The following is a 21,299-nucleotide window of genomic DNA, read 5'->3' on the forward strand; positions in this document are numbered from 1 at the left end:
TCCTTAGCTTTTGGCTCGTTCTTATCTGCATCTGTTGGTTTTTTAGTTACAAATTTTGATAGTGGTTCTTTATCTGTAGAACCATCTGTATATGTTACTACAAGATTTCCTTTGTCATCGTTTGTGACTGATTTAATCTTACCATTTTTATCAACTGGAGTATCTTTTGCGATATTCGCATCGTCATTTTTCTTGTTGTACTCAAGTTTCAGTTTTTCTTTGATTTTATCTAAGTCATCGTTTGTTACATTGGTTGGATCTGCTACCTCAACTTTATCAGCTGGAGCTGGAGTTGCAATATCGTACTTATCTGTTTGAGATTTAACGATAAAGTGAACATATCCTGGAGTCTGAGTTGCATTCGGATTTTTATCTAATGCATTAAAATCTGTATTTGATGGTGCATTATCATTGTCATTAGCAACAACAAAACTTGTCCAATGGTTTGGAGCTTTAAGTGTTGTAACACCTGTCATCTTAATAGTAGCTGTAGCACCTGATACAGTACCATCACCATGAGTGACTGCTGAATTCTCGATTTTTCCAGTTGTGAAACCGTAATCTGCCGTATTATCTTTTCCAATACCACCAGGACCACGTACATACATATCTTTAACAGCAGTGTTGTCTGATGCTTTGAATGTTAAATCAGTGTTTTCACCTGTATAAACATAGATTTCTTTCTTAGCTTCATTTGAGTATGGAAGTTCTACTTTTGGAGCTACGTTTACAAATTCTGACAATGGTTTTGTATCTTTAGAACCATCTTTATAGGTTACAACAACATCGTTTCCTTCTTTTTCTACTTTATCAACAACTGTTGAAGCATCTTTTACTTCTTCACCTTTTTTGTCAGCTAAACGTGCATCTGGATTGTTTTGAGAATATTCAACTTTAACTTTCTCTTTAATTTTTTCAAACTCTTTATCAGTAACATTGTTAGCATCTGATACGGTTACTTTATCAGCCGATGCTGGAGTTTTAATATCATATTTCTTAGTTTGTGCTTTTAATACGAAAGTTACTGCACCTGGGTCGGTTAAGTAAGAACCAACAACCTCTCCATTTTTCTTAGTTTTTACCGCAGTATTATTGATTAATGCTCCATCAGTATCAGTTGCAGTGGCAAAACGTGTTACAAGCTCTAAAGAGTCGTTTTCTGTTTTTGGCAATCTATCATCAAGACCAGAAACTCGACCTGTTACTTTAATTTTTGCTGGTGTAGCAGTTTCAGAATTAATCGCTGTTACAGTATATCCAAATTCATTATCTTGTTTTTCTGGGTTCCCATCAATATTATTTAAGGCAATATTTCCACCTTTTTTAAGTGAAGCTGATTTAATTTTTCCAGAATCATCATTAAAGGTAATATCAACGTCTGCATCTTCACCAGTATAAAGATAAACTTCTTTTTTGTTTGGAGCTGGATCTGAATACGGAATCTCTACTGTTGGTGCTACGTTTTCACGTGCTGGAGTTGCTACTTTAGGATCACTTGCTACTGATGTGTTACCTGCCGCATCTGTTGCTTTGGCTGTTACATTACCTGCTGGAATATCAACTTTTGGAGTAATCGTTGCTTTTCCATTTGCTCCTGCAGTTGCTTCACCAATCTTGTTGTTGTTTTTATCGTAAAGGGCTACGGTTGAACCTTTTTCTGCAGTTACTTCAACTGGTGTCTTAGTTCCTGCTTTACCTGTTAGATCTGTATTCACTACTGGTTTCGCTGGAGCTGTTGTATCTGTCGCAACTTTAGCATCACTTGGTTTTGATTCATTACCTGCTGCATCAGTTGCTTTGGCTGTTACAGGACCTGCTGGAATATCAACTTTTGGAGTAATCGTTGCTTTACCATTTTCTCCTGCAGTTGCTTCACCGATCTTGTTGTTGTCTTTATCGTAAAGGGCAACAGTTGAACCTTTTTCTGCAGTTACTTCAACTGGTGTCTTAGTGCCTGCTTTACCTGTAAGGTCTGTGTTCACAACTGGTTTGTCTGGAGCTGTTGTGTCTTTCGCTGGGTTAACGAGATATGCTGCTGCAACCTTATCTGTTGACTTATCAGGATAAGTGATGGTAAGGTTCCCTTTTTCATCTACACTGTATGTCGCATTTGCTGGAAGACTTGGGTTAGCAGTTTTAACTGAGTCGATGATCTTGGTCTTTTCATCTTCAGAAACCTTATTAGGATCTGCAACATCTACTTTTGTACCTGCTACTGGTTCATACTTCTTAGCAGTCTCAAGAACAACAACTCTAATAACATCTGTAAATTGGTTACCCTTTTTATTACGAGCAACGAATCCAACATCTACAGTGCCTGCCTTTTGTGTCTCAGCAACTGTACCAATGTATTTATTTTTTTTGTTTCTCCAGGTATTTGAACCTGCAGTTGCGAAGAAGTGACCCTGTGGGAACACTCCTGCGACCCCAGTTGGATTTTGATAAGCATCGAATTTCTCAAGAGAAGGTGTCCCATCTGCCCAAACGTCAATATCAATCTTATCTCCAGGATAAACTGTTACAAGGTTCTTAGACACTATAAGAACCAGAGAACCATTAGATTGTTGACTTACTTTTCCTTCAGTCAATGGTGTTTTTGTAACTGTAATCGGTGCACTCTTAGCTGACTCTTTACCACCTGCTGGTGTTGAAGTAGCTGTAATCTCTCCTTCTGGAAGGCTGTTTGTAGGGCGAACAGTTGCTACACCTTTGTCGTTAGCTACAGCTTCACCGATCACAACGCCATCTTTGTTGTAAAGTTTAACAGTTGAACCTGCTGGTGCTTTCACTGTTACATCAGCTGGAGTACTTGCTTTACCTGCCAAATCATTGACAATTTCTGGGGCTGATGCTGGGGCTGTAGTTGCGCCATCTACTGCTGGAGCGGTTGGTTTTGATGGTTCTGGTTGTGGTGCAACTGGTGCTGGAGTTTCTTCTTTTGGAGTCTCTGCTTTTGGAGCTTCTTCAACGTTACGTGATTGCCATCCTTGAAGACTTGAGTAGCTACCTTCTTGCATGTTAGAGATAACTCGAGCTGTTGTTCCAGCTTTCATATCTTTGTTCAAGGTCAAGTTGATCGTTGAGTAGAACTTACCATCTTCACTTGAAGCAACACTAGCAATAGCACTGCTTGAAGAGTTTACTTGCCACTTACCTGGAACAGCCGTACGCTTGAGTCCAACTTCTTGCGCCTTGCCATCTGTATCTGTGAATTGGAAATAAGCTGCTCCCGCATCATGTGGCACTTTCAAGGTAACGTTTCTATCATTTGCAACAAGATTATTCTGTTGTTTTGATTTAGATGATGGTACGATCTCTGAGTGACCGAGAGAGATGTTTACAGGGGTAGCAGCACTTTCTACTCCACCAACTGTTTGGGTAACGCTAATGTCATCCCCAGTAACCAACTGTGGACCACCAGAGACGCTACTATTCAAACCAAAATCAAGTGGGAATGACCATTGGCCGTTTGCCGCAACTTGGGTTTGCTTAGCAGTTTGACCCTTACTCTTAAGATTGATGATAGCACCTGGTTTACCTGTACCTGAGATTGTTGTATCTGTAGAAGCTACAGTAGGCACTGTAATCGTGTCATTTGTTTGGGTATAAGTGTTGTTGACTCCTGGTTGTGGTGCAAGTCTTGATGAGATATTAACACCGACTTCTGGGAAGTCTGAAGTACGATTTTTAACAGCTGATGAACCATTCATCCCACCATTTTCTAGTGAGTTTTTTACAATAGCTGTTGCAAAACGAGCAAACAGATTGTGATGGGTCCCTTTAGTCACTACTCTATAGGTAAGCGAATCAGGAACTCCTCCACCAACGTATTTATAATGAGACGCCAAAGCTTTGTGATTGCTCATAGCAGGGAGCTTTCCAAAATCTTTCTCAACGTAATAATCCTCATTCAGACGTCCAGCATTAGGACCACGGTCTACGACAGTAATACTTTGAATTGTATCATCTGATGCGACCACCAAGCCAGCAGCTTGGTGATTCTTATGCTGCGGTACAACACTAATTGTCCAAGTTGTTGTGTCTCCATCCACACTGTAGCGAACTGACTGAAACTGCTTGACACCCGCACCAGCAAATTCACCTTCAGCGACTGATCCGTCAACTGAACGGTATGCTGCACGTGAACTTAGATCACGTTTCCCTCTTGAACGGACTGGTTCAGCTGGTGCGACTGGTTCAGTTGCCGCTTCCGTTACTTCTTCAACTTTAGCTTCAGTGGCTACTGCTGTTGCTTTTTCTTCTTTGGCAGCAAGTTGAGCTACTGCCTCTTTGAGACTAGCGACTGCTGTATCCACTTGGTCTTGGCTAGCTTCTGCCTTATCCAAAACCTTTTGTGCTTGTTCAAGTGCTGTGTTCAAGCGAGAAAGAGAGTCTTCTGTCTTTCCTGCTTTGTCCAAGCCTTTTACTTCTTCGACCAACTGGGTCAAAACTTCTTTGTTAGCTGTTTTAGCAGTAGTGTTTTCTGCTACCACTGCTTTTTCAACTGTTGCTGGCTGAGTCTCTGCCACAGCAGCAGGAGCTTCATAAGTCCCCGTTTCTCCACCATATCCAGGCTTAGCCTCTTTAGCTTTTGAGCCACTCTCAACTGTAGATTCCGATGCTGTGTCTGCATGGACCGTTTGAGTAGCTAAGCTAGCTCCGACCGCAAAAACAAGCGAACAACCAAAAAGGAAATGTTTTCCTTTTTTAATCATACGCCAGTTCTTCTGCTCTGCATTTTTACGATTAAAATACATTCTTATCTCCTATTTATTTTTTATTAGAGTCGCATGTGTTTTACATACGTTACCATTATAAAATATAGAGGCAAAATAGTCAATCACTTTGTTTGTTTAGAAAAAAAAAAAATCCTAGGTACAAATCATTTCCAAATTTACTCTTTTTTTAGTAAAATTATTATAAAATTTGATAATTTATAAACGATTTTTAAAAGTTTTTTTCGAAAACATGCTATAATAGAGAAAAGCCCTGATAATTTTTTTATCTTTTTTTGTTTATAATACTTTATATTTTCAAGGAGTATTTCCCATGAGAGAACTATTATCTCACAAAGAACAGAGACAATTAAAAATTCTAGAATACTTATTTGAGAACCAAGAATGGATTCATATTGACACCTTGGCTGATATTCTAGATCTGAATGGACGCATCATCAAAAGCGATATCAAAGAAATGCGCGAGCAACTTTCTTGCTTTGATATTTTATCATCAACTGCTGGTATCCGACTAACGAACGAACAGAACTTTGGTATTGAGCGAATTTATAGACACATTTTGCAAGAGTCTGTTAATTTTCAGGTACTCAAAGCTTTCTTCCTATTAGAAGAACCATTTACTTTCGAGCACCTAGTTGAAACGCTTGATATTTCTCTTCCCTCACTTCGTAAGAAGGTTGCTGAGATCAATAATATTTTGCAATCAAAGTATAAATTCAAGCTCAAGGTGACCCCTATTTCAATTATTGGAGACGAAAGAGACATTCGCTTCTTTTTTGCCCAATATTTCCATGAAGCCTATGGTTTCTTCAAATGGCCATTTCCTTTCTCTTCTGAAGATGTGGATGAATTTGTGACTTTTTTTGTCAAGGTCACAGGCTATCCTATCACCTACCAAAATATGTTTCAGCTGAAGACACAAATTGCAGTCAATCTCCATCGAGCAAAGATTTTACCGAGACCTAAAGGGGAAATCGAGTTTGACTCTCTTCGCCCTATTTTTAGTCAACTTTCAAACTTCCAGCAGGAATTGCAATCTCTTGGTGATCGTCTTGGAATCACACTCGATTTTACAACCATTGACCAAATTTTCAGCTCCTATACTCAAGAGGGGATTTTCTTCACGGTCGAGGATTTCCTAGAGGCGCGGAAAGACAATGAGAAAGTCGATCACTCCTATCACTCAGCTCGAGATGTCCTCGACAATCTTACCCGACAGTTTGATGTCCACTTTTCAAATACCGATCAATTGATTTGGCACTTGCATAACACTGCATTTCTAGAGCGTCAAGAAATCAACTCAGAATCTATCATTTCTCATAACAAATCTTATGCACTGAATAAGATTAAAAAGTTCTTCCCAGATTTTTACGAAGCAGCTAGTTTTGAAATGATGCGCTATAAGTCTAGCTTGGGACAAAAGGAGCAACTTCACGCTGTACTCCATTTAGTCTATACTCTTTTAACCCACGCAACTGATCTAATGGAACAACTCCTAAAGCACCAAACCAAGGTTCGTGTTCTTGTTTTGAGTGAGTTTGACTTTGCCCATCCTCAGGCTTTGATTTCACTCTATCAATTTTACACCTCTAGAAACATCCACTTTGAAACATGGGATAAAGCGACACTCAATGTCAATGAAATCATGGAAGCGGGTTACGATGCCATCATTACCAACTTTGATATTGAAGGATTGGTTCATCCGAAACTCATGAACATCGGTCGCATGGCTAATCTACAAGTCGTCAATGAACTCAATACTCTTTCCATTAGTAAACTTTAAAAAAGCCTCTGTTTTATAACCAAGTAAGCAGACTAAAACATATACAAACGCATAATGTCAGTTATCTTAAAAACTTGATATTATGCGTTTTTATACTCTTCGAAAATCTCTTCAAACCGCGTCAACGTCCATCTGCAACCTCAAAGCAGTGCTTTGAGCTGACTTTGTCAGTTTTATCCACAACCTCAAAACAGTGTTTTGAGCAACCTGCGGCTAATTTCCTAGTTTGCTCTTTGATTTTCATTGAGTATTACTTTCAACAATGGATTCGCACTTGTCGATAAATTTTTGCTCATTTACAACATAGTGGATTGAAATAAGGTATGAACAATTCGATTAGGAAAGGCAAACTAATTTCTAGAAATATTTTTAGCAGTCGTAATGTACTGTTCTAGATTCAATCCACTATGCATTGTGAATTCTAAAAAAATTGCTAGAAATTGACTTAAGTTCTCTAGTAAATTTGTTCAAATTTTATTTAACTATAACCTATATATTTCAGTCTAACAAAAAACTTTTCCTTGCTTTTCTAGAATATAGCAAGAACTACTGATTAGCTGGTCAATTTCAATATTTATACCTAGGCTAGGATATTTCTTCAGTAGACTATCAACAAAAAGGGGTTTTGATTTTAATGGAGGTTGATTTTTCACCTAGTCTGATTTCTCATCTACAAAACAAAAGAAAACGATTGCATAAACTCTTACTCCATGATATACTAGGATAAAAATAAACAATAGGAGAGTGTCTATGAAAAACACGTCATCTCAACCAGATAAAAAAATGATTTACAGCATCCGTTCTCTGAAAAACGGAACTGGCTCTGTCCTTATTGGAGCAAGCTTTATCCTCCTTGCCTTAACAGCACCTTCTGTATCTGCAGCTGAAACTAGTCTTGGCACACAAGAAAATGTAAGCGCTATTAGTGCAGGCCCAGCTACTACAGAAACCAGCCAAGCTGAGGAAAAAACGCCTATTTTGGCTCCAAAAGATGCAAACGCTTCCCTAGATTCTAAAACATCTGAACCAGTAGCAATTTCTGAAACAGCTACAACTGAAGCTACTCCAAACCTTCCAAACAACAAAGACGAGAAAACAGAAGTATCAAGTCTAGCCACTGAGAAAGCTTCGCTAGCAGACACTGTATCTGAAACCCCAATCGCAGACAACTACTTCCGTATCCACGTCAAAAAACTTCCTCAAGAAAACCAAGATTCGCAAGGTCTTTGGACTTGGGATGATGTTGAAAAACCATCTGAGAACTGGCCAAATGGCGCCCAGTCCTTCAAGGATGCCAAGAAAGACGACTACGGCTACTACCTAGATGTCAAACTAAAAAATGAACAAGCCAAGAAAGTCAGCTTCCTCATTAACAACACCAAAGGGGACAACCTTACTGGAGATCGTTCAGTAGAGCGTCTCTCTCCAAAGATGAATGAAGCTTGGCTAGATGAGGACTACAAAGTCCACAACTACCAACCTCAGCCAGCGGGAACGATCCGCGTCAACTATTTCCGCACCGATGGCAACTATGACAAGAAATCTCTCTGGTACTGGGGAGATGTGAAGACTCCAAGCAATGGTGAATGGCCTGACGGTACAGACTTTACTGCAAGTGGAAAACACGGACGCTACATCGACATTCCGCTCAATGAAGCTGCCAGAGAATTTGGATTTTTACTATTAGATGAGAGCAAGAAAGGCGATGATGTGAAAATCAGAAAAGAAGATTATAAATTTACTGACCTGAAAAACCACAGTCAAATCTTCCTTAAGGATGATGACGAAACAATCTACACCAACCCTTACTATGTGCATGACATCCGTATGACTGGTGCCCAACATGTGGCTAAGTCCCGTATTGAAAGCAGTTTTTCTACCTTGGTTGGTGCTAAAAAAGAAGACATCCTTAAACATTCCAACATCACTGACCACCAAGGGAATAAAGTGGCTATCTCCGATGTTACAATCGATGAAGCAGGTAAGAAGGTAACCTACATCGGTGATTTTGCTGACACTCAAAATCCTTACACCGTTGCCTACGATTCAGACCGTTTTACAACTCGTTCTAGCTGGCGTCTCAAAGATGAGACTTACAGTTACGATGGCCCTCTTGGTGCTAACCTTAAAGAAGATGGCAAACGTGTTGATCTGACTCTCTGGTCTCCAAGTGCTGATAAAGTTTCTGTTGTCATCTACGATAAGAAAGATCCTGAAAAAGTGGTTGGAACCGTCGCTCTTGAAAAAGGAGAAAAAGGAACCTGGAAACAAACTCTGAATGAAAACTCTGGTCTTGGCATCAGCAACTATACTGGCTACTACTACCACTATCAAATCGAGCGCCAAGGCAAGACTGTCCTCGTACTTGATCCTTATGCCAAATCTCTAGCAGCTTGGAACAGCGATTTAGCCAAAACAGACGCTGCCCATAAGGTTGCTAAAGCTGCTTTTGTGGATCCAGCAAAACTTGGACCTCAAGACTTGACTTATGGTAAGATTCATAACTTCAAATCTCGTGAAGATGCTGTTATCTACGAGGCTCACGTTCGTGACTTCACTTCAGATCCTGCCATCGCAAAAGATTTGACTAAGCCATTTGGTACTTTTGAAGCCTTTATCGAAAAACTAGACTACCTAAAAGACTTGGGCGTGACCCACATCCAGCTCCTCCCCGTCTTGTCTTACTATTATGTCAATGAATTGAAGAACCAAGAACGCTTGACTGACTATGCTTCAAGCGATAGCAACTACAACTGGGGTTATGATCCTCAAAACTACTTCTCCTTGACTGGTATGTACTCAAGCAATCCGAAGGACCCAGAAAAACGTATCGCAGAATTTAAGAACCTCGTCAATGAAATCCATAAGCGTGGCATGGGTGCTATCTTAGACGTAGTTTACAACCATACTGCCAATGTTGATATCTTTGAAGACCTTGAGCCAAACTACTACCACTTCATGGATGCAGACGGAACACCTCGTACTAGCTTTGGTGGTGGTCGTCTAGGAACAACCCACTATATGTCTAAACGCGTCATGGTAGACTCTATCAAGTATCTAGTTGAAACCTATAAAGTAGATGGTTTCCGTTTCGATATGATGGGAGATCATGATGCAGCTTCTGTCGAAGAAGCTTACAAGGCTGCACGCGCCCTCAATCCAAATCTCATCATGCTTGGTGAAGGTTGGAGAACCTATTCTGGTGATGAAAATATGCCTACTAAAGCTGCTGACCAAGATTGGATGAAACATACCGATACTGTCGCTGTCTTTTCAGATGACATCCGTAACAACCTCAAATCTGGTTATCCAAACGAAGGTCAACCTGCCTTTATCACAGGTGGAAAACGCGATATCAATACCATCTTTAAAAATCTGATTGCTCAACCAACCAACTTTGAAGCAGATAGCCCTGGAGATGTGATTCAATACATCGCAGCCCATGATAACTTGACCCTTTTTGACATCATTGCCCAATCAATCAAAAAAGACCCAAGCAAGGCTGAAAACTATGCGGAAATCCATCGTCGTTTGCGCCTTGGAAATCTCATGGTCTTGACAGCTCAAGGAACTCCATTTATCCACTCTGGTCAGGAATACGGACGTACCAAACAATTCCGTGACCCTGCTTACAAGACTCCAGTAGCAGAAGATAAGGTTCCAAACAAATCTCACTTACTTCGTGATAAGGATGGGAACCCATTTGACTATCCTTACTTCATCCATGATTCTTATGACTCTAGCGATGCTGTCAACAAGTTTGATTGGACCAAGGCAACTGATGGAAAAGCTTATCCTGAAAATGTCAAGAGCCGTGACTACATGAAAGGTTTGATTGCACTTCGCCAATCTACAGATGCCTTCCGACTCAAGAGTCTGCAAGATATCAAAGACCGTGTCCAACTCATCACTGTCCCAGGCCAAAATGGTGTGGAAAAAGAAGATGTAGTGATTGGCTACCAAATCACTGCTCCGAATGGAGATATCTACGCAGTCTTTGTCAATGCGGACGAAAAAGCTCGTGAATTTAACTTGGGAACTGCCTTTGCCCACCTCAGAAATGCTGAAGTTTTAGCAGATGAAAACCAAGCAGGACCAGTCGGAATTGCCAACCCGAAAGGACTTGAATGGACTGAAAAAGGATTGAAATTAAATGCCCTTACAGCTACTGTTCTTCGAATCGCACAAGGTGGTGCCATCGTTGCCCCAGCTGTGGAAGAAAAACCAGAATTTGATCTTTCTAGCTTGAATGTCGAACAAGAACAAGGTCAAGCCCAAAACCTAGCAGCAAATCCTGAAACCCAAGAAACTGCTGCAGAGGCTCTTTCTCAGAAAGTCCTTCCAAACACTGGAACTGAGAGCAAATCTCTTCTTACTCTTGCAGGAATCAGCCTCCTAGCCCTCCTTGGACTTGGTAGCTTCCTCAAGTCAAGAAAGGAACAATAAAAGCAAGGACTCTATAAATCCAGCAACTTGATAGAAAAACATGTAAAAAGAGGCTGGGAGAAAAGTCTTTAAAATCAGAAAAACGCATATTATAGTTATTTAGTTTTAAAAAAGCACTCTAATGATTCAAAGATATTGGGGACTTCCCTTAATAAATCTGTCACTTTCTTTTTCAAGATAGCCCAAGCCTGCTCAATAGGATTCAAATCTGGTGAATACGGTGGTAGAGGTAAGAAAAAGTGTTTATCTTGAATGCAAATCTCATCCAAGATGTTCTTGGGATGAAAACTAGCATTGTCCATGACAATGACATGAGGGGTCTTCAAAGCAGGTAGAAGTTGCGTTTTGAACCACTCCACAAAAAAATCGCTCGCCATACTTTCCTTGTAAATCATAGGAGCTATAAACTCTCCGTCTACTTGTCCTGCAACAATTGAAGTCCGCTCAAAACGCCGTCCACTAATCTTTTCATAGACTTTCTCCCCTCTAGGAGCCCGTGCATAAGGACGATAGAGGTAGCGGTCGATTCCTGTTTCGTCAATATATACGACTGGTAAATCTTTTAGGCTATTCAAAATATCAAGAAACTCAGCGACTTTCTCAGGATCTTGTTCCTTAAAGCTAGTCGTCTTTTTTAAAGTGACCTTAATCTGCTTTAAAGCTGCCCATACTGAAGGAACAGCACAATCAAAATGTGTCGCAATTTCCCGTAAAAAAGCATCTGGTTGAGCCTCTACAAAGGCCTTCAACTCCTCCAAAGGAATCTTTCGGCTTTTGGCGACTCGCTTTTTCCGCTCTAAGTGTCCTTGTTCACGTAATTTCTTTTCCCATGTGAAGAGAGTTCTGACGCCAACATCAAAAACTTTGGCCGCCTCGACATGGCTGTGTCCCTCTTTGATGTAATCTAATGCTCGTTGTTTAAAATCTGTACTATATGCCATGGCTTTATTATAACATGTATTTTATAAACTAAGTGACTATATCAGATGTTTAAAACTTGATAATATGCGTTTTATTGTGGAAAGATTTATACTCAATATTCTACTAAAATTATGTTTGTGTCTCGCCTCTTCAGATTTAAAAAAGGTTCATTTTGATCAATTTGTTTCAATCTCTTTCTTTTACTAGAGAAAATAAAAAAACTCTTAAAAATAGCATTATGTCAGCATTTCCAAGAGTTTTTACTATATAGTATCCAACCTCTATAAGGGCAATTTTTTATTACTGATAGAGTAGGTCTACGTTCTGCCTCTTTCTAGAAACTCTTATTTCTCTATCCTTGCTTCTGCATCCGCTACTACTTGGGCAAGACTGGTTTGGCTCAGCTCCTGCTCCATGGCTAGCTGAATCTTTTGTAATTTCTCATCTAAAACCCCATGGATGTTAGCTCCTACTGGACAGGCTGGATTAGGATTATCATGGAAACTAAAGAGTTGTCCTTTCTTCCCTAAACACTCAACTGCTTGGTAAACATCTAAAAGACTAATATCCTCTAGGTCTTTGATAATCTCTGCTCCACCAGTTCCACGCGCGACGGAAATCAAGTCTGCTTTTTTCAGTTGGGACAAAGTTTTTCGGATAATAACAGGATTGACTCCAACACTACTAGCTAGAAAATCGCTAGTCACCTTGCTTTCCTTACCTTTTAGGGCAATAATGATCAACATATGGGTCGCGATGGTAAATCGACTTGAAATTTGCATCCTCTTCTCCTTTTTTCGTCAGATTAGTTCCTTCTTTTCTTAAGTTTATTATATCTCTTCTAGTTGTAATGTCAAGAGTTACCACTAAGCCAGTCATCCAATTCAACATCATGTCCTTGACTCTGAGCGATTTCGTGCAACAAGTCCTGATTGTGGGTATGGTGAATCCCATTAACTAAGCTTTCATAATAAACTTGGTAGTAGGGTAATTGTAAGTCTTTGGCTAGCTGTAATTCTGCCTCAATATCATAATCGACACGACGAAAATCAGCATCTTTTAAACCTTTTTCGTCAAATTCTAAGATCATGTATTGGGCCCGCAAGTCTTTGCGTAAATTCTCAGATAAAAAGAAGGGTTGACCAATCGAGCCTGGGTTCAGGATAAGCTGGCCACCACTACCATAGCGAAGAAACTGCTGATGGATATGACCATAAATGGCAATATCGCAATCTGGATTGGTGACAAGACGATCAAAGTCCTCTTGCTTACCAAGATGAATCAGCTCTCTTCCCCAGTTTTTATCAGGCAAGTGATGGCTAATCCCTAGCTTCAGATCTCCAAACTGGCGGTGCACTTGCAAGGGATAGTTCTGCAGCGCCTCAATCTCCTCGATGCTGATCTCTTCCATAATATACTGACACTGGCGTAAGAGGTAACGATGGCTGGGTCTGGTTTCATCTAACTGACGATGGCAGGCACGCCACAAGCTCTCCTCCCAATTTCCTAGAACTATAAGAGTGATGGGTAAAGTGTCTAATCTCTGGAGAATATTTTTTCGTCCTGTTCCAGGCATTAGGATATCTCCTAAGAGCCAATACTCATCAACCTCCGCCTTCTGGGCATCTGCCAGAACAGCCTCTAAGGCTGTTGTATTGCCATGTATATCTGATAATACTGCGATTTTTGTCATATCTTTTCCTCTTAGCTTTTCTATTTTTATTATAACAAACTCCAAGTCAAAGTCAAAAAGCACCTATCTTCCTATCGTTTTTTACTTTACTTTTTTAGTGAAAAGGATTACAATAAAGATAATAAGAACGAGGAGGTTTTTGCTATGACACAACGTTATGAAAATATCATGGTAGCAGTTGACGGTTCTAAGGAAGCTGACTTGGCTTTCATCAAAGGAGTTCATTCAGCACTGCGTAACCAAGCAAAACTAACTATTGCTCATGTCATTGACACACGTGCTCTTCAAAGCATCTCAACATTTGATGCCGAAGTTTACGAAGAATTGCAAGTAGAGGCCAACGATTTGATGGCAGAATACGAAAAGCGTGCAAGAGATGCTGGTCTCACAGACATAAAAGTTGTTATTGAGATGGGTAACCCTAAAACTCTCTTAGCTAAAACAATTCCAGACAAAGAAAAGGTTGATTTGATTTTAGTTGGGGCAACAGGACTCAATGCTTTTGAGCGCCTGCTAGTCGGTTCTTCATCAGAATATATCCTACGCCATACCAGCGTTGACCTTCTCGTCGTTAGAGATAAGGATAAAACTTTGTAATAAAAACAGAAATGAGGTTGGGATTTTTCTCCTAACCTCATTTTTTTCATAAATTGTTGATGCAGTAGTTGGAGCCAGGAAATCAAAACAGCATTCAAGGCTTCCTTTTCTATCGCCTATTTCTCATCGGCTCTTTCCTTGTGACGTTCATAGGCCTTTATCTGACGCTCAATCTCCTTTTTAATGGCTGGTTCTGGAGCATATCTCTCCTCCCAGTCATCTGGTTTTAGGATCTTGTGGGTCACTGGATCAAAATGAGCTTTTCCATCGGGAAACATTTTACCCATATTGGCTTGATGGACAATATCAAAAATCCGTTCTGGATCCACTCCCATCAAAACAAAGCTACCATAGGTGAAATACAAGGTATCAATTAAGGCATCCACTTGCCCTACCAATTCTTGCTTAGCAGGTGTTTTCTTGGCTACCTTATCTGCTGCTTTATCCAGCGCTTGGTGTAACTGTCCAACTGCCCGTTCGAAGTCTTTTTCAGAAGAGCTAGCAGCTCGAACAAACTCGACCAGTTCTTCTATCTTAAATCCCGCTCTATGGGTGGCACCTTCTAAATCCCAAGCTTGTGGCTCTTCTTGAGTTCGTTCATCCATCATGTGGTGGAAGGTTTTGACCTTATTGAAATGATAGTCACGGCTGACAAAGACTTTCTCTGAAGCCAAAACACCAAAGTGTTCCAAGGCCTTGTGAATCCCATCTTGCTGGTTGCTGGTTGTGATATGCTTCGCCACTTCCTTGACACTGCTACTACCATTGCCCATAGCGACTGACATCCCAACACCCGCCAGCATCTCTAAGTCATTGTCCGAGTCACCAAAGGCCATGACTTGATTGAGATCAAAACCATACTCTTTTCCGACTCGGCGAATGCCTTCTAACTTGGAATTTCCTTGGTTGATGACATCGGCTGCAAAAGGATTACTACGAGTTAATTTCAAGTCTTTAAAATCAGCTGCTGCTTTCTCAGATTCTTCTGGCGTCATTAGCATCAAAACTTGATAAATAGGCTGATTCATCAAGTGAAGCAAGTCTTCTTCCTTCTGAGGAACAATCTTACTCACCATTCGATTAAAGGAATGACTAACTGTACGAGTCAACATAGAGGGGACAAAACGACTCACCCTTTGAGAAAAAGAACCTAGGCCAAAAGACATGATTTTCGAACCCAGCATGGCATCCTTAGTCCCTAGAGCAATCTCCTTGCCCTCTTTTTTGGCATAGGTGATCAACTGCCGTAAATGAGACTTGGAAAGAGGACTTGTAAACAAGACTCTGTTTTTATTAAAGATATATTGGCCGTTATAGGTTACGGCAAAATCCAGATCTAAATCTTCCATTAAATCCTTAACAAAAAAAGGTCCTCGCCCTGTCGCTACTCCAACAAGCACTCCCTGGTCCTTCACAATCTTAATCGCGTCCTTAGTGGATTTCAAAACACTCTTGCGATCGTTGACTAGTGTTCCATCGATATCAAAAAAAACAGCTTTGACTTCCATCCTACCTCAATCTCCCCTTTTTGTGATACAATGATTATACCACATTTCAGAAAGAGTGAGTAAATCATGCCTAAGAAAATCCTTGTTTTACATACGGGTGGTACTATTTCCATGCAAGCCGATGACTCTGGTGCTGTTGTGACTAGTCAAGACAACCCTATGAATCATGTATCCAATCCACTTGAGGGAGTTGAAGTCCATGCTCTCGACTTTTTTAATCTGCCAAGTCCCCATATTAAACCCAAACATATGCTGTCCCTCTATCAAAAGATCAAAGAGGAGTCTGAACATTATGACGGTTTCGTGATTACACATGGGACAGATACCTTGGAGGAAACTGCCTATTTCCTTGACACTATGGAGGTTCCTCACAAACCAATCATGCTAACAGGGGCCATGCGTAGCTCTAACGAACTTGGAAGCGACGGCGTCTACAATTATCTTAGTGCCCTACGCGTCGCGAGTGACGATAAGGCTGCTGATAAGGGTGTCTTGGTCGTGATGAATGACGAGATTCACGCTGCTAAGTATGTGACCAAGACGCACACGACAAATGTTAGCACCTTTCAAACGCCAACCCACGGCCCTCTTGGGCTCATCATGAAACACGAGATTCTCTACTTTAAAACAGCTGAACCCCGTGTTCGTTTTGACCTAGATAAGATTCAAGGCTTGGTCCCTATTATCCCTGTCTATGCCGGTATGACAGAAGAACTCCTCGATTTACTTCCCGTTGATCAACTGGATGGACTTATTATTCAGGCTTTTGGTGCTGGAAATGTTCCCAAGGAAACAGCACAAAAATTGAACGCCCTTATCCAAGAAGGACTCCCAATCGCCTTGGTCTCTCGTTGTTTTAACGGGATTGCCGAACCTGTCTATGCCTACGAGGGAGGTGGCGTTTGCCTGCAAAATGCTGGTGTTTTCTTTGTCAAAGAGTTAAACGCTCAAAAGGCCCGTCTCAAACTCCTCATTGCTATCAATGCTGGCCTTAGAGGGGATGAATTACGAGCCTATATGGAAGGATAATACTCTTCGAAAATCAAATTCAAACCTCGTCAACGTCGCCTTGCCGTAGGTATGGTTACTGACTTCGTCAGTTTCATCTACAACCTCAAAGCAGTGCTTTGAGCAACCTGCGGCTAGTTTCTTAGTTTGCTCTTTGATTTTCATTGAGTATAAAAAAGTCGGTGAGATAGAAATTACTAGATCAAGTCTTGTTTTCTAGTTCACTCCGAGAGCTTCCAACCACCAACTTAATGCTTGAACTATTGACCAAAAAGTTTCTGCTACTAAAAAGCGAGGTCGGGATTTTTATCCCGACCTCTTCTTGTTAATCTTTACGAGTTGAATGACGTTCTACCAAACCATGTGGCAAAAGAACTTCACGCTCTTCTAACTCTTCCTTATGCATAATCTTTGTCAACATACGCATACTAATAGCACCGAGGTCATACAAAGGTTGCGCAATGGTGGTTAGGTTTGGACGAGTGTAACGCGCGATTTGCGAATCATCACTGGTGATAATTTCAAAGTCTTCTGGTACAGAAACTCCCTTGTCAGCAAGTCCGTTCAACACACCTGCTGCCAGTTCATCTCCTGTTACAATCGCTGCTGTTGCTTTAGAAGAAATCAAACGTTCTGCCAAGGCATAGCCATCGTCATAACGGTATTTTGATTCGAAAACAAGACCTTCACTGTAGTTGATTCCCGCTTCTTTTAAGGCATCTTTGTAGCCAACTAAGCGAATCTTGCCATTAATATCATCCACTAATGGTCCACTAACGAAGGCAATTTTTTTGTTTCGCTTCAAAAGATGACGGACTGCATCAACTGTAGCATGTTTATAGTCAATATTGACACTTGGAAGTTGGTGTTCTACGTCTACTGTTCCTGCAAGAACGACAGGTGTGCGTGAGCGTGAAAACTCTGAGCGAATCTTCTCAGTTAAATGATAACCCATGAAGATAACGCCATCCACCTGTTTAGAAAAGAGAGTATTGACCACAGATACTTCCTTTTCATCATCCTCATCACTATTGGCAAGGACGATGTTGTATTTGTACATCTCCGCGATATCGTCAATCCCTTTAGCAAGGGCAGAGAAATAAGTATTTGTGATATCTGGAATGACGACTCCAACTGTTGTCGTTTTCTTGCTTGCTAGACCACGTGCTACTGCATTAGGACGATAATCTAGACGTTCAATAACCTCTAAGACTTTCTTTCGAGTATTTTCTTTAACATTTTTATTGCCATTGACAACACGGCTGACAGTCGCCATTGACACTCCCGCTTCTCGGGCAACGTCATAAATTGTTACTGTATCATCTGTGTTCATTCCGTTTCCTTTCTACTTTGAAAATTTTGTTTTCATGATTCCACTGTTCTCATTTTACCACTAATTGTAAGCATTTTCAAGCGTTTGATGAAGATTCGTTGAAAAAATTTCAAAATCATTCTCATATTTTTAAAGGTAGTTGACTTTTCTTGATTTTTCTAGCAGTTTGCAGTATGATAATAAAAAAATCAATTAGGAGATAGGAATGGCTTTTACAGATTCTCATAGACGATGTGCCAGTTTCGGTGTGGTGACCAATTTACCCGACGATGTTATCGATTCAATCTGGTATATAATCGATCATTTTTTAAAGCATGTTTTTGAGCTAGAAGATGAATTGGAATTTCGACTTTTGAATCATGAAGGCTCCATCACTTTTCGTTTTTCTAGTCAACATCTACCAACTACGATTGAATTCGACTTCAATCATCCCTTTGACCCACTCTATCCACCTAAAGTTCTGGTCATGGATATGGATGGGAAGGAAACCATTCTCCTACCAGAAGAAAATGACCTATTTTAAAAACTCTAGTCTCCTCTATCTACTTAGGAAACTAGAGTTTTCTTATTTTTTCAATCCTTGGTACAAGTGCCGAATCGGTTGTTTCAGCGTTGGATGAATAAAATGCGGAGCTATTTCCTGTAAAGACTCTAAAACAAAGAGGCGCTCAGCAATATAAGGATGAGGCAAGATGAGGTCGTTTGTATAGATGACTTGGTCCTCTACAAAAAGCAAATCCAGGTCAATCAAGCGAGGTCCCCAATGCACCTCTCTAACCCGTCCCATCTCTGATTCAATCGCTAACAAGGTTTCTAACAAGATTGGAGCTGGAAGCCAAGTTTCTACTTCAATCACCTGATTAGCAAAGCTATCCTGCTCCACACCACCCCAAGGCTCAGTCGTAATTACGCTAGACTCCTTGAGAACATGGATGCCACGAGCTCGCATTTTGTCAATCGCTTGCTGGAGATTAGCCGTCTTATCCCCCATATTGCTTCCTAAAGCGATAAAGGCACGCTGTTTGCGACGGTGGATGGTTACTGAACAGGTATCTAGTGGTAAATGGACAGGCGCCCATGGTTTTTTAAGTTCCAGCTCAATCTCTTGAACGAGAGAGTAGGTTTCAAAAGTACGCTCTACTAGTTTGTAGGCTACTGTTTCAATCAGGTCTTCGCTTTCTTCCTGAAACCAAGTCGTCCATTGCTGGCAAAGTTCTCCGTAATGGACAGAAGCAGTTAAATCCAAGTCTGTCGCAGCCTTGGTCATATCATAGGATAGGGTGGCTGAAACGACAAACTTCTGCCCCAGTTCCTTCTCACTAGGAAAGAGTCCATGAAAGGCGAAAATTTCTAGGTCTTTAATTCGCAGTTGATCCATAAACTAGTCCTTTCTAGAAAAATCCGCTTGACGCGGATTTTTTATAGTCCCATCAGACGATAAGCCTGATCCCGAAGATCCTTATCTGTCTCAAATAGACCACGAGCTACTGTAGTCAAGGTCGCAGTTCCTGGTTTTCGAACACCACGCATACTCATACACATATGCTCTGCTTCAATGACAACAAAAGCTCCCTTAGCACCCAAATACTCCATCAAGGCATCAGCAACTTCGATATTCAAACGCTCTTGAATCTGTGGCTTTTTAGAGTAAACTTCCACCGTACGAGCTAGCTTAGACAAGCCTGCTACACGCCCATCTGGGATATAGGCAATGTGAGCTCGACCATAAAATGGTAAGAAGTGATGTTCACACATGGTATGGAAAAAGATATCCTTTTCCACTACCATATTGTCATCGATAATCTCAAAGGACTTTGACAGGTGCTCTTCAGCAGTTTGCCCAAGACCTGAAAAAATCTCTTGGTACATACGAGCGACACGGGCTGGTGTTTCCTGCAAGCCTTCGCGATTTGCATCCTCACCAACTGCCTCGATAATCATTTTTACAGCTTCTTCAATCTTTTGTGTATCCATTCTAATTTTTCCTCTCCATTAGGTAGGCTCTCACTTGGGCTAAAAAGTATAATGAACCCGTGATAATCCTAACTGTTTTTTTCTCTTCATTTTCTGATAATTTTTGGTCTAGAAATTTTTGCCAATCTTGGTAGTTGAGATTTCTAGAATCAGACATCTCTTTCAAGACTTTTTCATCCGTCGCCCGACTATCCTCAAAATGAGTTAGCGTAATCTTATTATCGGGCAAGGTTTCTAGCAAGTCCAACATTTCCTCCAAGGCCTTGGTTTTGATACAAGTAAAGAGGATTTCCTTCTGATAGTCCGTAAAGCGTTCTTTCAAGGTAGCCAACAAGGCCTTGATGGCATGAGGATTGTGGGCCCCATCTAAAATCATCAAAGGTTCTCTAGAAACAACTTCCAAGCGTCCAGGCCAGCTTGTTTCTTCTAAAGCTTGAGCCACTAAAGCATTATCTGGCAATTCTCGACCAGTCGCTTGGCAATAGCTATCTAACAAGGCCAGCGCCATCCCAGCATTCTCAATCTGGTGCAAACCAAGCAATCCTGTTTGGAAACGACCTTGTCTAATAGAACTTGTATAGTCAAATGCCTCTCCAGTGACAATACTCTCATGATGGCTTACCTGATAATCTCTTCCATAAAAAATTCTAGCAGCCTGTTTTTCCTCTGCTATCTGGTCGATAACCACTAAGGCTTCTGGGACAATATTTCCTGTTACCAGGGGAACTCCTTGTTTGATAATTCCAGCTTTCTGCTCCGCGATAGCTTCCAAACTATCCCCTAGTAAAGCTACGTGATCCAGGCCAATGGTCGTAATACCTGTTAAGATAGGCTGACAAACATTGGTACTATCCAAAAGTCCGCCCATACCTACTTCCATAATAGCCACATCGACTCGCTCAGAAGCAAAATAATCATAAGCTATAGCAGTAATAATCTCAAACTCTGTCGTCCCCTGCAAATCATGAGCATGCTCCCCCTCAAGTAGTGAGCGATAGTCCGCCATCAGCGTTTCCAATCTCGCTTCTGGGATGGACTCGCCGTTAATAGCAATCTGATCGGTATAATGAATCAGATAAGGAGAGCTGAAGACACCAACTCTTAGTCCCATCTTTTCCAACAGATTCTTCAAAAAAGCTATAGTAGAGCCCTTTCCATTGGTTCCACCAATATGAATAACCTTGAGTTTAAGATGAGGATTGCCACGTAAGGCTAATAGCTCCACCATCCTCTCCAGACCAAAATGCGGTTGATCTGTCCGGTAGTTTGCTATCCACTGATTCGTTTCGTTTTTATTCAT

The 21,299-nt window shown here is 40.9% G+C and carries 14 protein-coding genes; 5 read left to right on the plus strand and 9 right to left on the minus strand.

The features are described 5' to 3' along the window. Positions 1–4,757: Ig-like domain-containing protein (locus O3611_RS07020; protein ID WP_371608193.1), on the minus strand; the 4,757-nt coding region annotated here is incomplete at its 3' end. A 292-nt stretch (positions 4,758–5,049) separates the two neighbouring features. Between O3611_RS07020 and O3611_RS07025 the strand changes: the two genes are divergently transcribed. Beyond that, complete coding sequence (locus O3611_RS07025) at positions 5,050–6,519, plus strand: M protein trans-acting positive regulator PRD domain-containing protein (RefSeq protein WP_371608194.1); 1,470 nt, start codon at positions 5,050–5,052, stop codon at positions 6,517–6,519. Between the two features lie 750 nt (positions 6,520–7,269). Beyond that, a complete protein-coding gene (locus tag O3611_RS07030; RefSeq protein WP_371608195.1) occupies positions 7,270–10,965 on the plus strand; it encodes a pullulanase in 3,696 nt (1,231 codons plus the stop codon). A 95-nt stretch (positions 10,966–11,060) separates the two neighbouring features. On the opposite strand, the gene O3611_RS07035 is transcribed toward O3611_RS07030, so the two are convergent. The 3 genes from O3611_RS07035 to O3611_RS07045 all read right to left on the minus strand — a co-directional run bounded on the left by O3611_RS07035 (position 11,061) and on the right by O3611_RS07045 (position 13,579). Further along, positions 11,061–11,906, minus strand: coding sequence for an IS630 family transposase (locus tag O3611_RS07035; protein ID WP_371608196.1), 846 nt, complete (start codon positions 11,904–11,906; stop codon positions 11,061–11,063). 324 nt (positions 11,907–12,230) lie between these two features. Then, the gene (locus O3611_RS07040; protein WP_371608197.1) at positions 12,231–12,668 is read right to left on the minus strand and encodes an Rrf2 family transcriptional regulator; all 438 of its coding nucleotides are present in this window, start codon (positions 12,666–12,668) and stop codon (positions 12,231–12,233) included. A gap of 71 nt (positions 12,669–12,739) precedes the next feature. Next, complete coding sequence (locus O3611_RS07045) at positions 12,740–13,579, minus strand: metallophosphoesterase (RefSeq protein WP_371608198.1); 840 nt, start codon at positions 13,577–13,579, stop codon at positions 12,740–12,742. Between the two features lie 144 nt (positions 13,580–13,723). Here O3611_RS07045 and O3611_RS07050 point away from each other — a divergent pair, with 144 nt between their 5' ends. Next, positions 13,724–14,176, plus strand: a complete 453-nt coding sequence (locus O3611_RS07050; protein ID WP_049504821.1) for a universal stress protein — start codon at positions 13,724–13,726, stop codon at positions 14,174–14,176. Between the two features lie 116 nt (positions 14,177–14,292). Here O3611_RS07050 and O3611_RS07055 read toward each other — a convergent pair whose 3' ends face one another. Then, a complete protein-coding gene (locus O3611_RS07055) occupies positions 14,293–15,684 on the minus strand; it encodes a Cof-type HAD-IIB family hydrolase (protein ID WP_371608199.1) in 1,392 nt (463 codons plus the stop codon). A 66-nt stretch (positions 15,685–15,750) separates the two neighbouring features. Between O3611_RS07055 and O3611_RS07060 the strand changes: the two genes are divergently transcribed. Next, positions 15,751–16,713, plus strand: a complete 963-nt coding sequence (locus tag O3611_RS07060; RefSeq protein ID WP_049527269.1) for an asparaginase — start codon at positions 15,751–15,753, stop codon at positions 16,711–16,713. Positions 16,714–17,017: 304 nt separating this feature from the next. Here the strand turns inward: O3611_RS07060 and ccpA are convergent, their stop codons facing one another. After that, a complete protein-coding gene (ccpA, locus tag O3611_RS07065; RefSeq protein ID WP_371608200.1) occupies positions 17,018–18,025 on the minus strand; it encodes a catabolite control protein A in 1,008 nt (335 codons plus the stop codon). Between the two features lie 205 nt (positions 18,026–18,230). Here ccpA and O3611_RS07070 point away from each other — a divergent pair, with 205 nt between their 5' ends. Further along, on the plus strand, positions 18,231–18,548 hold the full coding sequence (locus O3611_RS07070) for a DUF960 domain-containing protein (RefSeq protein WP_311522812.1): 318 nt from the start codon (positions 18,231–18,233) through the stop codon (positions 18,546–18,548). A gap of 42 nt (positions 18,549–18,590) precedes the next feature. Here the strand turns inward: O3611_RS07070 and folK are convergent, their stop codons facing one another. From folK to O3611_RS07085, 3 genes are read right to left on the minus strand one after another with little or no spacing between them, the layout of a single operon-like run. After that, positions 18,591–19,403: a 2-amino-4-hydroxy-6-hydroxymethyldihydropteridine diphosphokinase gene (gene folK, locus O3611_RS07075; protein ID WP_371608201.1), complete on the minus strand. Its 813-nt coding sequence runs from the start codon at positions 19,401–19,403 to the stop codon at positions 18,591–18,593. A gap of 41 nt (positions 19,404–19,444) precedes the next feature. Continuing rightward, positions 19,445–19,999, minus strand: coding sequence for a GTP cyclohydrolase I FolE (gene folE / locus O3611_RS07080; RefSeq protein WP_000380927.1), 555 nt, complete (start codon positions 19,997–19,999; stop codon positions 19,445–19,447). 1 nt (position 20,000) lies between these two features. Then, positions 20,001–21,299: a folylpolyglutamate synthase/dihydrofolate synthase family protein gene (locus tag O3611_RS07085; protein ID WP_371608202.1), complete on the minus strand. Its 1,299-nt coding sequence runs from the start codon at positions 21,297–21,299 to the stop codon at positions 20,001–20,003.

It is taken from the genome of Streptococcus sp. 27098_8_91 (assembly GCF_041432385.1).
GTDB lineage: Bacteria > Bacillota > Bacilli > Lactobacillales > Streptococcaceae > Streptococcus.

What these genes read in the sequence shown, in the direction of transcription:
- O3611_RS07025 (WP_371608194.1), top strand. Translation starts at nt 5,050, where the DNA reads ATGAGAGAACTATTATCTCACAAAGAACAGAGACAATTAAAAATTCTA.
- O3611_RS07040 (WP_371608197.1), bottom strand. Translation starts at nt 12,668, where the DNA reads ATGCAAATTTCAAGTCGATTTACCATCGCGACCCATATGTTGATCATT.
- folE (WP_000380927.1), bottom strand. Translation starts at nt 19,999, where the DNA reads ATGGATACACAAAAGATTGAAGAAGCTGTAAAAATGATTATCGAGGCA.
- O3611_RS07060 (WP_049527269.1), top strand. Translation starts at nt 15,751, where the DNA reads ATGCCTAAGAAAATCCTTGTTTTACATACGGGTGGTACTATTTCCATG.
- O3611_RS07070 (WP_311522812.1), top strand. Translation starts at nt 18,231, where the DNA reads ATGGCTTTTACAGATTCTCATAGACGATGTGCCAGTTTCGGTGTGGTG.
- folK (WP_371608201.1), bottom strand. Translation starts at nt 19,403, where the DNA reads ATGGATCAACTGCGAATTAAAGACCTAGAAATTTTCGCCTTTCATGGA.
- O3611_RS07045 (WP_371608198.1), bottom strand. Translation starts at nt 13,579, where the DNA reads ATGACAAAAATCGCAGTATTATCAGATATACATGGCAATACAACAGCC.
- O3611_RS07030 (WP_371608195.1), top strand. Translation starts at nt 7,270, where the DNA reads ATGAAAAACACGTCATCTCAACCAGATAAAAAAATGATTTACAGCATC.
- O3611_RS07085 (WP_371608202.1), bottom strand. Translation starts at nt 21,299, where the DNA reads ATGAATAAAAACGAAACGAATCAGTGGATAGCAAACTACCGGACAGAT.
- O3611_RS07050 (WP_049504821.1), top strand. Translation starts at nt 13,724, where the DNA reads ATGACACAACGTTATGAAAATATCATGGTAGCAGTTGACGGTTCTAAG.
- ccpA (WP_371608200.1), bottom strand. Translation starts at nt 18,025, where the DNA reads ATGAACACAGATGATACAGTAACAATTTATGACGTTGCCCGAGAAGCG.
- O3611_RS07055 (WP_371608199.1), bottom strand. Translation starts at nt 15,684, where the DNA reads ATGGAAGTCAAAGCTGTTTTTTTTGATATCGATGGAACACTAGTCAAC.
- O3611_RS07035 (WP_371608196.1), bottom strand. Translation starts at nt 11,906, where the DNA reads ATGGCATATAGTACAGATTTTAAACAACGAGCATTAGATTACATCAAA.